Origin of the sequence: Agrobacterium sp. 22117 (assembly GCF_052045735.1) — a bacterium.
In the GTDB taxonomy this organism is placed as follows: Bacteria; Pseudomonadota; Alphaproteobacteria; order Rhizobiales; family Rhizobiaceae; genus Agrobacterium; species Agrobacterium cavarae.
In genome coordinates, this window is the sequence record NZ_JBQEPP010000001.1 from 632,958 (window position 1) to 646,607 (window position 13,650).

General features: G+C 57.8%; 7 protein-coding genes. 3 read left to right on the plus strand and 4 right to left on the minus strand.

Annotated elements, in window-relative coordinates:
- Nucleotides 1–246: 246 nt before the first annotated feature.
- The 3 genes from ACTJKV_RS03000 (at nucleotide 247) to ACTJKV_RS03010 (ending at nucleotide 9,162) form a co-directional block, all read left to right on the plus strand.
- A complete protein-coding gene (locus tag ACTJKV_RS03000) occupies nucleotides 247–2,280 on the plus strand; it encodes a methyl-accepting chemotaxis protein (RefSeq protein WP_440598434.1) in 2,034 nt (677 codons plus the stop codon).
- A 1,331-nt stretch (nucleotides 2,281–3,611) separates the two neighbouring features.
- The gene (locus ACTJKV_RS03005; RefSeq protein ID WP_440598435.1) at nucleotides 3,612–6,581 is read left to right on the plus strand and encodes a beta strand repeat-containing protein; all 2,970 of its coding nucleotides are present in this window, start codon (nucleotides 3,612–3,614) and stop codon (nucleotides 6,579–6,581) included.
- Between the two features lie 538 nt (nucleotides 6,582–7,119).
- Nucleotides 7,120–9,162, plus strand: a complete 2,043-nt coding sequence (locus ACTJKV_RS03010; protein ID WP_440598436.1) for an O-linked N-acetylglucosamine transferase, SPINDLY family protein — start codon at nucleotides 7,120–7,122, stop codon at nucleotides 9,160–9,162.
- Nucleotides 9,163–9,235: 73 nt separating this feature from the next.
- On the opposite strand, the gene dxs is transcribed toward ACTJKV_RS03010, so the two are convergent.
- From dxs to ACTJKV_RS03030, 4 genes are all read right to left on the minus strand, one after another.
- On the minus strand, nucleotides 9,236–11,155 hold the full coding sequence (dxs, locus tag ACTJKV_RS03015; RefSeq protein WP_440598437.1) for a 1-deoxy-D-xylulose-5-phosphate synthase: 1,920 nt from the start codon (nucleotides 11,153–11,155) through the stop codon (nucleotides 9,236–9,238).
- Between the two features lie 192 nt (nucleotides 11,156–11,347).
- The gene (locus tag ACTJKV_RS03020; RefSeq protein WP_313591657.1) at nucleotides 11,348–12,271 is read right to left on the minus strand and encodes a pirin family protein; all 924 of its coding nucleotides are present in this window, start codon (nucleotides 12,269–12,271) and stop codon (nucleotides 11,348–11,350) included.
- A 177-nt stretch (nucleotides 12,272–12,448) separates the two neighbouring features.
- Nucleotides 12,449–12,703 (minus strand): exodeoxyribonuclease VII small subunit, encoded by a 255-nt coding sequence (locus tag ACTJKV_RS03025; RefSeq protein ID WP_037171757.1) that lies wholly within the window; start codon nucleotides 12,701–12,703, stop codon nucleotides 12,449–12,451.
- Between the two features lie 2 nt (nucleotides 12,704–12,705).
- Entirely contained in the window at nucleotides 12,706–13,641 is a 936-nt protein-coding gene (locus ACTJKV_RS03030) for a histone deacetylase family protein (RefSeq protein WP_440598438.1), read from the minus strand.
- Nucleotides 13,642–13,650: the final 9 nt, after the last annotated feature.

The following is a 13,650-nucleotide window of genomic DNA, read 5'->3' on the forward strand; positions in this document are numbered from 1 at the left end:
TCAATGACGGCCAATCGGGCGCAGCGCAAGCGGTTTGTGGCCCGCTGCTGAGGAAGACTTCGTTTACCCTACGAAATACTGCCTGGGTTTGTTTTTTTAGAACCATCGTATTTAAGTAAAAATCAACCGCTTTGCAGCAATTTGCGAAGCTGAAAATCCCGTCGCTGACATGAAGGTTAAGCCGGAAAATTTCTGGTTCGCGCTTTGATGATTGATGCGCGGTCCCGTGTCGAAAAAGAGTTGTCGATGTCTCTCAAAAATTTGCCTATCAATATCAAGCTGATCATAACCTTCGTAGCCTTGATGGGTGTGTGCCTTGTGGCCTCGGCAGTTGTCTTTCTTCAGACGCTGGACGCACAGCGCCTGTCCGAAACGCAAACCCGCACGGCGCAGCTCATGCAGACGGTGGACGAAGCGAAGGCAGCCATGCTCGAGCAGGTCGTCAATCAGCGCGGCTTTCTTCTGTTCCGTAGCGACAGCACCTACAAGGATGTGTTTGCCCAGCGCGACGTGATGCTCGCGAAATTGAAGGAGGCACGCGGATACGCTGCCGACCAGCCCGAGATTCTGAAATCCATCGATGAGATGGAAGCGACCGCCACCGTCTTTTACAAGCAACTGGCAGAGCCGCAGATGGCAGCCCGCAAGACGACGGAAGCACCGGTTTCTGAAATCATCGAAATCGGCCGCAACCAGGCCAAGGGCCAGGTCGATGGCTTCCGCGCTGCTGCCGAAAAGATCAAGGAACAGCTCAACGCGCTGACCAAGTCGGAGATCGCGGCTCAGCAAAGCGCCCAGGCCAATCTGCAATATGCACTGCTCGGCGGTGGCGCTGGGGCGGGCCTCGTTTCTGTCCTGCTGATCTGGGCGCTATCACGCGCCATCGTCACGCCCATCGTCGGCATGACGGATGCCATGGGCCGTCTGGCCAATGGCGATAACAATGTCGATGTTCCCGCCCTTGATCGCGGTGACGAAGTCGGGAAAATGGCAAAGGCGGTTCTGGTCTTCAAGGATGCCGCTATCGAAAAGCAGCGCCTGGCGGGTGAAACAGATCGCATGCGCTCCGCGACTGAAGCCGATCGTCTGCGTAACGAGGCTGAAAAAGAGCGGGGCGAAGCGGAACAGGTTTTTGCTCGCGAGGAACTTGCCAAGGGTCTCCAGGCACTGGCCGACGGTAACCTCGACTATCGTATCGAAAAGCCATTCACGCCGTTCATCGAGCCGCTTCGTTTGAACTTCAACACGTCGCTCGACAGTCTGCAGCAGACATTGCGCAAGGTGGGTGAGAATGCTGCCGCAATCCATGCCGGTGCCGCTGAAATGCTGTCTGCAGCTGACGACCTCTCGCGCCGCACCGAACAGCAGGCCGCATCCGTTGAAGAGACCGCTGCGGCGCTGGAAGAAGTGACCACGACGGTTCGCGACAGCGCCAAGGGTGCCGAAGAAGCAGGCGCTCTCGTGCAGCGCGCCCGTGCCGGTGCTGAGCAATCCGGTGCAGTCGTGCGCCGCGCCGTGGCCGCCATGCAGGAAATCGAAAAATCCTCCGGCGAAATCACCAACATCATCGGCGTCATCGACGACATTGCCTTCCAGACGAACCTGCTCGCACTGAATGCGGGTGTGGAAGCAGCGCGTGCGGGCGAGGCAGGCAAGGGCTTTGCCGTCGTCGCCCAGGAAGTGCGCGAATTGGCCCAGCGCTCCGCCAATGCAGCGAAGGAAATCAAGTCGCTGATCAGCAACTCCAGCAAACACGTTGAAAATGGCGTGGGACTTGTTGGCGAAACCGGCAAGGCGCTGCAGATGATCGTCGCCGAGGTGGAAGAGATCAACACCCATGTGAGCGCGATCGTCACTGCCTCGCGCGAACAGTCGACCGGCCTGCAGGAAATCAACACCGCCGTCAACACCATGGATCAGGGGACGCAGCAAAACGCAGCTATGGTCGAACAGCAGACGGCTGCAAGCCACTCGCTCGCCCGCGAGGCCGAAGCGCTCACGAGCCTGATCGGCCAGTTCAATCTGGGCGCAGGTGCGGCCACACGCGTTGCGTCCTTTACATCAAGTCCGGCTCCGACTGCGCCACGCGCAGCGCCTGCGGCTGCAGCAAAGCCCGTCTATTCGACGAAGCCAAGCTTTACACCGGCCGCAGTCAAGCCAACGGCCCGCCCGGTCGCGTCGCCTGCGCGCGCACTTGGTAACACGCTTGCAAAAGCATTCGGGGCGCCAGCTGAGACACCTGTCTTGAAGCCAAGCGAACAGAACTGGGAAGAGTTTTAAGAATAGGGCGCGCCGCTTCTAAGTCATGAGTGGCGCTCTATCTACTTTGATCGATGCATCGTGCTTTTCGAAAATAGGAATCGATTTTCGGGCCGATGCTGTAGGCTGACTTGGATTTTAATGCGGGTGGTTCTTGCACCCGAAACCGGCTATCCACATCGTCTATTTAGGGGGCGGACACGGTTCCGCCCCCTCACTTGTCGCAAGGCTTGATGGTACAAGTCCGTCTAAGCCCTGCTGAAATGACCGATTAAGGTCTCAAAGAACAGTTCCCCCAAAAGCCGTCTTCCACGCTGCTCAAGACGATACTATCCGCAGTCTCTGCGGCATGTCTTTGCAAGCGTCCCATGTTTGTTTCTTTGTGACGGAGCAAGGGTGCCGCCGCCTCTTAGGCAAATAGCGTCCGAGCCTTCAGACGTCGTCTTGCACTGGACAGTGCTCGCACGTCGGAGAATTGCGCACTCGGTGGCAGCGAGTGGTCGCTGCGCGTGTCCGTACTGTCTTGCCGAGTGAAGAATATCATCGTTGTCATGGAGCAATTGCTTTATGGAGCCGATGCGCGAACAATTACTAGACGGCGAGGTAAAAACGATACTCTCCACGACGTTCGAAATACGGGCTGTTTGATGCTTTCATGCCGAAAACGCAGAGTATCGCGATAAAGAAGGCTCCTAATTTGCGCTTTGTCACATGGTTAAACTTATAACTTGCGGCGCTGGCGGGACGTATTCATTCGCTATCTTGGAGGAAGAAGAAAAAAACGACAAGTTTCTGTCGCTATTCATTATCCCATCCATCCAAGACGTCGACGCTTCCCTGATCAAAAAACATCAGATTAAAATTACCTTTCTTTTATTGGGATACGAATGTTACTTGATTTTTTTGCTTCTTGATGTCAAATATAGTGGGTGAATGCGACCAATACCTTTTAGATAAAGCGCATAATCTATGTTTTTAACCTGTAGTCGAGTCAAATCTTCAAAAAAATTGGTACATTATATCCTCCTAATTTCTCTCAAAAATACATGAAATTGAAGAATAAGTGTCCGCGATGGCACGGAGCGTTAACCCGGTTTTAAAGGTTTGCCTGCTACGAAATAGCCATAGTCAGTTATTCAAGCGGCATCGTTTATTAGCGGCATTCGCAATAGCTAGCGTGGAAAATCCGAGCTTCTCCAGCTCGAATTGCATGATGCGGTTCCTACGCAGGTTCACATGAGCCATGTTCTCAACAATTTCGCTTTATTTGCGCGTGTCGGATTGCTGTCGGTGGGGACAGTGTCAGGCGGCAGATAGGCGCGACCAGTCGCCATTCGGTAAGGGACACGTTCATGACCTCCATTATCTCATCCTTGTCTGCTACGCAGATCTCAAAGCTTTCCACATCGACGATCGCGAGCTTGACCTCGGAAGACGTGAATGCGCTCGACGCCACCAAGATCAAGGCGCTGAGCTCCGCTCAAGTCGGATCGCTCACGACTGCCAATGTCGCCCTTCTGAGCTCCGATGACGTCCGCGCCATTTCGGCTCCCGCCGTCAAGGGCCTCACGCTGAGCCAGCTGGGAGCGCTGAGCACCGCTCAAGTCACCGGCTTTAGCGCGGCACAGGTCGTTGCACTGAGCACCACCCAGATCGAAGGATTGTCGACCAGCCAGATCCAGGCGCTGAACGCCACCCAGATCGCCAGCATGAGCTCGGCCCAGGTCGCGACAATCAACAGCGCAGAACTGGCTCTCTTCAGCACCGATGAGATCGCTGCTATCAGCACCCAGGCGATCGCCGGCCTTTCTGCAGCAGCTCTGACCAACCTCAGCAGCACCAGTGCAGCCGCACTGACCAAGGCACAGATCGCAGTCATGTCGTCGACGCAGCTGAACGCTCTGTCGTCCGACGCGCTGAACACCTTCTCCAGCGATGAAGTCAAGGCCATCAGCGAAAAGGCGCTTGTAGGCATCACCGTCAGCAAGTTGACCACGGGCAACATTGCAAACCTGAGCGCGACGCAGGCAGCAGCCCTCACCACGACGCAATTTGCAGCGATGACAACCGGCCAGGTCGATGCGCTGAACTCCACTCAGATCGCCGCACTAAGCTCTGCCCAGCTGGCAACGCTCGACAGCGCCGAACTCGCTCTCTTCTCCACTGGAGAGGTTGCATCACTCAGCACCAAGGCACTTTCCGGCCTTTCTGCAGCGGCTCTGACAAACTTGAGCAGCACAAGTGCGGCAGCACTGAACAAGGCGCAGATCGCCGTGATGTCTACGTCGCAGCTCAATGCTCTGTCTTCGGACGCGCTCAACACCTTCTCCAGCGATGAAGTCAAGGCCATCAGCGTCCAGGCACTTGCAGGCATCACCGTCGCCAAGTTGACCACCGGCAACATTGCAAACCTGAGCGCGACACAGGCAGCAGCCCTGACCACGACGCAGTTTGCAGCGATGACGACCAGCCAGATCGATGCGCTGAACTCCACTCAGATCGCCGCACTAAGCTCTGCCCAACTGGCAACGCTCGACAGCGCAGAACTCGCTCTCTTCTCCACTGGAGAGGTTGCATCACTCAGCACCAAGGCTATCTCAGGCCTTTCTGCAGCGGCTCTGACAAACTTGAGCAGCACAAGTGCGGCAGCACTGAACAAGGCACAGATCGCCGTGATGTCTACGTCGCAGCTGAACGCTCTGTCGTCAGACGCGCTCAACACCTTCTCCAGCGATGAAGTCAAGGCCATCAGCGAAAAGGCGCTTGCAGGCATCACCATCAGCAAGTTGACCACCGGCAACATTGCAAACCTGAGCGCGACACAGGCAGCAGCCCTGACCACGACACAGTTTGCGGGGATGACGACCAGCCAGATCGATGCGCTGAACTCCACCCAGATCGCCAGCTTGAGCTCTGCCCAACTGGCAACGCTTGACAGCGCAGAACTCGCTCTCTTCTCCACTGGAGAGATGGCGGCACTCAGCACCAAGGCACTTTCCGGCCTCTCTTCAACAGCCCTGACAAACTTAAGCAGCGCGAGCGCAGCAGCCCTGGCCAAGATGCAGATTGCTGTCATGTCTACGTCGCAGCTGAATGCTCTGTCGTCCGATGCACTCAACACCTTCTCAAGCGAAGAGGTGAAAGCCATCAGCGAGAAGGCGCTTTCAGGTATCACCGTCAGCAAGTTGACCACGGGTAACGTTGCAAACCTGAGCGCGACACAGGCAGCAGCCCTGACCACGACGCAGTTCGCAGCAATGACGACCAGCCAGATCGATGCGCTGAACTCCACCCAGATCGCCGCACTAAGCTCTGCCCAACTGGCAACGCTTGACAGCGCAGAACTCGCTCTCTTCTCCACTGGAGAGGTTGCATCACTCAGCACCAAGGCTATCTCAGGCCTTTCTGCAGCGGCTCTTGCCAACTTGAGCAGCGCAAGCGCAGCAGCGCTGACCAAGGCACAGATCGCAGTCATGTCTTCGACACAGCTTAACGCTCTGTCATCCGACGCGCTCAACACCTTCTCCAGTGATGAAGTCAAGGCTATCAGCGCCCAGGCACTGGCTGGCATCACCGTCAGCAAGTTGACCACGGGCAACATCGCAAACCTGAGCGCGACACAGGCAGCAGCCCTGACCACGACGCAGTTTGCAGCGATGACGACCAGCCAGATCGATGCGCTTAACTCCACTCAGATCGCCAGCTTGAGCTCTGCCCAACTGGCAACGCTCGACAGCGCCGAACTCGCTCTCTTCTCTACGGGAGAGGTTGCATCACTCAGCACCAAGGCACTCTCCGGCCTTTCTGCAGCGGCTCTGACAAACTTGAGCAGCACGAACGCAGCAGCGCTGATAAAGGCACAGATCGCGGTCATGTCTTCGACGCAGCTGAACGCTCTGTCGTCTGATGCACTCAACACCTTCTCAAGCGAAGAGGTGAAAGCCATCAGCGCCAACGCGCTCGCCGGTATCACGGCCAGCAAGTTGACCACAGGTAACATCGCAAACCTGAGCGCGACCCAGGCAGCAGCCCTGACCACGACGCAGTTCGCAGCGATGTCGACCGACCAGATCCAGGCTCTGACCTCCACGCAGGTTGCTGGCCTCACCGCCGCTCAGGTTGGTACGCTGAATAGCACGGAGCTCGGCCTGTTCACCACGGGTGAGATCACCGCACTCAGTGCCAAGGCGGTTTCCGGCTTGTCCACGGCAGCCATCTCTGGATTGAGCACGTCGACGGCTCGTGGCATCACAGCGCAGCAACTGCAGGCAATGAGCGACGCTCAGGTCGAAGCAGTCATCAAGGCCTATAACGGGGTCTAAGACCTGGCACTTGTCCCAAATCGAGATCAATCTTTGATATCTCGAAACCAGGACGTGACGATATGGGGCGTCGGCAAGTGCAGATGATGCCCTGACCCAATAGCTTACGACGCGGCCAAGAGCCGCGTCGTCGATCTCCAGCTCAGAATAAACAAATGCTACGAGCCGCCTCCGTGACGTCGGCATTGCGCGCTTCTGCAGCAGGCAGAGGAGCTCCCGGACAACCTGCTTTACAAGGCAAGTGATGTTCGTTCGTCGCGTGCAAATGAACCCCGCGACGTCCGCACGTTCGTATGCCTTCTTAGCTCGCGACCCCTTTCACCACGATCTTCATAGCCGACAATACCGACGGCGCGTGCAAGAATATCTCCGTCGCTACGATGGGGGACAAACATCAAAGTAACCGTGACAATAGAAGCATCGGTCGCAAGCAACCCAAGCAACACACGCGGTAAAAATACATCCAGCCACAGGCAAGTTCTCTAGAGTAGCTGAAGATCAGCTATTCCTAGCCCTTTCCGCTCTGTCGCAGGATGCCATGACCGTCAGTCCCGTCTCATCTTCGAACGATCTCGTCGCCCCGTCCGCTCTTGATCTGGCACGGCATCAACGTTTGAGCCTGCTCGATCTGATGAGCATAGCGGAAGCCCTGAATGCCGCCGGCCAGCAGGCTGCGGCAGCAGAGCTCTATAAGACCTGGGCCGCCTTCAACGACGGTAATCCTGTCATTCACATGGCCTATTTCAATTACGCGGTCACGCTGAACAAACTCGGCGATCGTGCAGGTGCCATCCAGGCTTTCCGCGCGTCCATCAAGGCCGATCCGGACTTTGCGCCAGCCTACATCAATCTCGGGCGTGTGCTGGAGGATGCAGGGATGATCGGCCACGCGGTGGAGCAGTGGTCGCGCTACGCTCAGGCAGCAAAAAACGTCGATGCTGAAGCGGTTGGCAATCGGCATATGGCCTTGCAGAACATCGGTCGTGTTCTGGAAGGCACAGACAGGCTGGACGAGGCGGAAAGCACATTGCGTCAAGCATTTGAGCTTCGGCCGGACGCGCTCGAATCAGGGCAGCACTGGATATCGTTGCGCCAGCGACAGTGTAAATGGCCCGTCCTCGAGCCCTCGACATATGTGCCGGCCCGCAAGATGCTCGACGCCATGTCCTCGCTGACACTCAGCTGTTACGCCGACGACCCGATGTTTCAGCTTGCGAAGGCCTATCGGTACAGCAAGACATTGGTCGGCCGCCCCGACCTCACGCGCTTCCCGCGCAGAAAACCGAAACAAAAATCCGGCACCGGTCAGCGGTTGCGCATCGGTTACCTGTCGTCTGATTTGCGCGATCACGCCGTTGGCTTCGCGCTGTGTGAGGTTCTGGAGCTGCACGACAAGAGCAGCGTCGAAGTCTTTGCCTATTACTGCGGTCAAATCCGCACCACCGACAGCACACAGGCCCGGATGAAGGCTGTGGTTGACACGTGGCGGGATATTCAGGATCTCGACGATGCAGCGGCGGCGTCGCTGATCATTTCCGACGAGATCGACATTCTGATCGACGTCAATGGCTACACCAAAGACGCGCGCGCGAAGATCTTTTCTTACCGCCCTGCGCCAGTCATCGTCAGTTTCTGCGGCTATCCCGGATCGATGGGAAGCCCATTCCACCAATATCTGATTTCAGACGGCTACATGATCCCGCCGGAGAACGAGATCTACTTTTCGGAGAAGGTGCTTCGCATCGCCTGCGACCAGCCGCTCGACCGTAAACGTCCCATCGCCGCGCGGCCGAGCCGTGCTGACGTCGGCCTGCCGGACGACGCGTTTGTTTATGCCAGCTTCAACGGGATGCAGAAGATCACGGAGACCTGTTTTGCGCGTTGGATGACGATCCTGTCCGAGACCCCCGGCAGCCTGTTGTGGCTTCTGGCGGGGGATGAGTCAGCCAACCAGCGTCTGCGCGAGCTTGCCGAACAAAGAGGGATCTCGGCTGATCGGCTCATCTTTGCCCCCAAGGTTCCGAACCCGCATCATATCGCTCGCATCGGCGTGGCAGATCTCTTTCTCGACACCTTTCCGTATGGTGCACATTCCACGGCTTCCGACGCGATCACATCCGGTCTTCCGGTCCTCACCATGCCGGGCAAAACCTTTGCCGCGCGTTTCTGCGCGAGCATCGTGAAAGCAGCCGGCGTGCCGGAAATGATTTGTTCTTCCCCGGAGGACTATGTCGCGCGCGCCATAGCTTTCGAGCGAGACCGCAAAAGCCTTTTGGCCGTTCGAGAGTCGATTGCGCGACAGCGCGACACATGTGTCCTGCGCGACATTCCCGCCTTGGCGCGGCGTCTTGAGGAGCTCTTCTGGCAGATGCAGGGCGAGTGCGAGCGCGGCGAGACGCCGGTTCCAGATCTCACCAATCTCGATCTCTACTACGAAGTGGGGGCTGAAGCCGTGCTCGAGAATATCGAGTTCGAGGATGAGCAGAGCTATCGTAACCGCTACCTCAAGAAGCTCGCCCAACTCCACGATTACGCGCCTATCCCCTATGATCGCCGTCTGTGGCAAAAGCCAGGGAACTGAGCTCAATCAGCCAACCAGACAAACAAAAGCCGCAGGATCGCTCCCGCGGCTTTTCCATTTTCCAAGCAGAAGCTTATCCTGCGAAGCCCACGCCGACCTGTTTCTGGCCCAGAGCCTGAAAAACAGTCTTGATGATGCCAGCGCGGTCGAGGCCAGCTTCCGCATACATGGTTTCCGGCTTTGCCTGCTCGACCCACTGGTCGGGCAGGGTCAGCGTGCGAACCTTGATGCCAGTATCCAGAAGACCGGATCCTGCCATGAACTGGAGCACCTGCGCGCCGAAGCCACCGGAAGAACCTTCTTCGATAGTCACGAGAACCTCATGGTGGCTCGTCAGCTGGCGGATGAGGTCGAGATCGAGCGGTTTGGCAAAGCGTGCATCGGCCACGGTGGTGGAAAGCCCTGCCGCATCCAGATCTTCGGCGGCCGCCAGGCATTCGGCGAGACGCGTGCCGAAGGAGAGCAGCGCGATCTTCGAGCCTTCCTTGACGACGCGGCCTTTGCCGATTTCGAGGATTTCGCCACGGGCCGGCATGTCGATGCCGACACCTTCTCCGCGGGGATAGCGGAAGGAGATCGGGCCCTCGTCATAGGCGGCGGCGGTGCGCACCATGTGCTTCAACTCCCCTTCGTCGGAAGCAGCCATGACCACCATGCCGGGGAGGGTGGCGAGGAACGTGGTATCGAAGGAACCCGCATGTGTCGGGCCATCGGCGCCAACGAAGCCGGCGCGATCAATCGGAAAGCGTACCGGCAGGCCCTGCAGCGCCACATCATGCACCAACTGGTCGTAACCGCGTTGCAGGAAGGTGGAGTAGAGCGCACAGAAAGGCTTGTAGCCTTCCGCGGCAAGCCCTGCGGCAAAGGTTACGGCATGCTGCTCGGCAATGCCGACATCGAAGGTTCGCTTTGGGAACAGCTCTGCGAGCTTGTCGAGCCCCGTGCCGCTTGGCATGGCAGCTGTCACGCCAACGATCTTGTCGTCGAGTTTTGCTTCCTGCACCAGCGCTTCGGCGAAGACGCTGGTATAGCTCGGCGCGTTCGGCTTTGCTTTGGCCTGCGTGCCGGTGATGACATCGAATTTGTTGACGCCATGATACTTGTCGGCAGCAGCTTCAGCCGGGGCATAGCCCTTGCCTTTCTGCGTCACTACATGGATCAGCACCGGACCCTTCTGGTTGTCGCGGACATTGCGCAGCACAGGCAGAAGATGGTCGAAGGAATGGCCGTCTATCGGACCGATATGGTAGAAACCCAGCTCCTCGAAGAGCGTACCGCCCGTCACATAGCCGCGCGCATGGGTCACGGCGCGGGTGATGGCGCGGTCGATGGTCTTGCCGAGATAGGCCGTCAGCTTCTTGCCGAAGTCGCGGAAGCCCATATAGGTGCGACCGGATGCAAGGCGCGCCAGATAGGCGCTCATGGCCCCCGTCGGCGGCGCAATCGACATGTCGTTGTCGTTGAGGATCACGATCAGCCGCGCGTCCAGCGCACCGGCATTGTTGAGGGCTTCGAAAGCCATGCCAGCCGACATGGAGCCATCGCCGATAATCGCAATCACCTTGCGGTCGCTGCCGTCAAGCTCTGCCGCAACCGCCATGCCAAGGCCGGCGGAAATCGACGTGGAGGAGTGGCCAGCGCCAAAATCGTCATACTCGCTTTCGGCACGGCGGGTGAAGCCGGAAAGGCCGCCTTCCTGGCGTAGCGTGCGGATGCGATCTCGGCGACCGGTGAGGATCTTGTGCGGATAGCATTGATGGCCGACGTCGAAGATCAAGCGGTCGTCCGGGGTGTTGAAGACCTTGTGAATGGCGATCGTCAGTTCCACGACACCGAGGCCAGCACCAAGATGTCCACCGGTCTTTGAGACCGCATCGATCATCTCGTCGCGCAATTCCCTGGCCAGTTGCGGCAGGTCGCGATCCTCGACTGCTTTCAGATCGGATGGGAGTTTCACCCGGTCAAGCAATGGTGTGTCTGGCATTCCGGTCAATCGTTCGGCCTTCGTGTTTTCTTTAAAACGCACCCTCAAAATGGGGAGGGCGCAGCCTTCGGCAAGCATGTTCCCGTTCTACAGCATCGGCCCAAAAATCGAAATCGATTTTCGGAAAAGCACGATGCGTAGGTTCAAAAGATTAGAGCATCCTGTGTGCGTCAGAAAGGACGTACGGCGCTCTAACGGATTTCAACCTTTGGGCAAAGGCACAAACTCATCTTCATCCCCCGGGACGATGTCGAAACGCCCTGTTCTCCACTCTTCCTTGGCCTGCTCTATGCGTTCTTTTGATGACGAAACGAAATTCCACCAGATATAACGCCGTGAATTCAACGCGGCACCTCCGAAGAGCATGATGTGACAACCGTCGACGCCACCCTTCAGCGTGATGTCGTCGCCGGCGCGAAAAGCCAGCAACTGATCCGCGGCAAACACATCGCCGGCAACCTCAAGAGAACCGGAGAGAATATAGATCGCCCGTTCCTCGTGATCGGCAGGGAAGGGGAATTTTGCGCCAGGCGTGAGCGAAAGATCTGCGTAGAGCGTGTCGGTAAAGGTTTTCACCGGCGAGCGAAGGCCCGCAAAATCCCCAATGACGACACGTCCGGTTGCACCAGCAATGTCGATCAGCGGCATGGCCTCGCGTTCGGTGTGAGAGAAGTCAGGAGCGATCTCCTCCTTGTCGTCCGGCAGCGCAAGCCACGTCTGCAAACCCGACATGGACAGGGGATGCCCGCGCAGGTTTTCCGGTGTGCGCTCCGAATGCACGATGCCGCGACCGGCGGTCATCAGGTTGATATCGCCTGGTCGAACGACGACTTCCGTCCCCAGACTATCGCGATGCTTGATTTCGCCATCAAAGAGATAGGTGACGGTGGAAAGCCCGATATGCGGATGCGGCTTGACGTCGAGTGCTTCTCCAGCCTTCAGGATCGCCGGTCCCATCCTGTCGAAGAAGATGAAGGGGCCGACCAAACGGCGGTCGCGCGTCGGCAAGGCGCGCCGCACGGAAAAGCCGCCAATGTCGCTTGCGCGGGGAACGATCAGGTTCTCGATGGCATCACACGCGAAGGCGTCGCCGGCGGCGGGATCATTGCCTGGGAAAAACGACATGGATTGCTCCTCCACGGTGATCGATCCGCAGACTAACACGATTTGGTGCCGTGTGTGAGTGTTGTCTGATAAATGGTGCGTGTGGTGGTGTGGGTTTACCCGCTATCGTCAACAGCCGTCAGTCGGCCTTAAAAGCGTGTCGCGAAGGTTTTCAGCGAGGTCCTCAAACCGTGGGCATCATTCGCCGTCCAGCGGCTCGACGCCCTGGGGTTTGCCCGCACGATCCAGACGGATCTTTTCGATGCGCTTTTCGGCGGTTGTCAGAAGTGCTTCGCAGTGCTTTTTCAGGGCTTCGCCGCGCTCGTAAATGGCAATGGATTCGTCCAGGGCGACATCGCCGCGTTCCAGGCGGGCAACAATGCTTTCCAGCTCGGCGACGGCCTTTTCGAAAGAATAACCGCTGACATCGGCTGTGTTGGCATTTTCCGTCATCTTCAACCCTTCATCATTCTCAAGACATGCATGGCTGCCGATTCCGCCAGCCCTTCCAGATCATAACCGCCTTCCAGCAGACTGACGACCCGGTTGCCGGCATATTTATCCGCCATCTCCAGAATTCGCCCCGTTGCCCAATCGAAATCCTCGCCCACCAGATTGATCTGGGCGAGTGGATCGCGGTGATGGGCATCGAAACCGGCCGAGATGATAATGAGGTCAGGCGAGAAATCGGCAATGGCAGGCAGAACCCTGGATTTGAACGCCTCGCGGAAATGGTCGCTTCCCGTGTTGGGCGAGAGCGGCGCATTGACCACGTTGTTCTTCACGCCGGTTTCGTTTTTGTCGCCGCTCCAGGGATAAAGCGGCATCTGGTGGGTGGAACAGAAGAGCACCGACGCGTCGTTCCAGAAGATATCCTGCGTGCCGTTGCCGTGGTGAACGTCCCAATCCACGATGGCCACGCGCTCCGCACCATGAACCTTTTGCGCGTGACGGGCAGCAATCGCCGCGTTGTTGAAAAGACAAAAGCCCATCGCCTTTTCGGTTTCCGCGTGGTGGCCGGGTGGGCGGCTCGCAACGAAGACATTGTCAGCCTCGCCCTTGAACACGTCATCCACGGCGGCCATTGCGGCACCAATCCCGGTCAGCGCCGCTTGCAGGCTTTTCGGCGAGGCATAGGTATCCGCCTCGATGCGGTTAATCTCACCTTCCTCTTCCGGAATCTGGCGCATCACGGAGAGAAGATGGCTTTCCGGATGGGCGAGAAGCACCGCATCTTCGTTGGCCTGCGGGGCTTGCTTACGAACCAGTCGCTCGAAATTCGGATGTTCAAGCGCGATGTTCAGCGAGCGCAGCCGGTCCGGTCGCTCGGGATGCCCCTCCGGGGTAATGTGTTCCAGGAAGATCGGATGCTCGTAAAGCCGTGTGGCCATTGGTCGCTT

What these genes read in the sequence shown, in the direction of transcription:
- ACTJKV_RS03020 (WP_313591657.1), bottom strand. Translation starts at nt 12,271, where the DNA reads ATGTCGTTTTTCCCAGGCAATGATCCCGCCGCCGGCGACGCCTTCGCG.
- ACTJKV_RS03010 (WP_440598436.1), top strand. Translation starts at nt 7,120, where the DNA reads ATGACCGTCAGTCCCGTCTCATCTTCGAACGATCTCGTCGCCCCGTCC.
- ACTJKV_RS03025 (WP_037171757.1), bottom strand. Translation starts at nt 12,703, where the DNA reads ATGACGGAAAATGCCAACACAGCCGATGTCAGCGGTTATTCTTTCGAA.
- ACTJKV_RS03030 (WP_440598438.1), bottom strand. Translation starts at nt 13,641, where the DNA reads ATGGCCACACGGCTTTACGAGCATCCGATCTTCCTGGAACACATTACC.
- ACTJKV_RS03005 (WP_440598435.1), top strand. Translation starts at nt 3,612, where the DNA reads ATGACCTCCATTATCTCATCCTTGTCTGCTACGCAGATCTCAAAGCTT.
- ACTJKV_RS03000 (WP_440598434.1), top strand. Translation starts at nt 247, where the DNA reads ATGTCTCTCAAAAATTTGCCTATCAATATCAAGCTGATCATAACCTTC.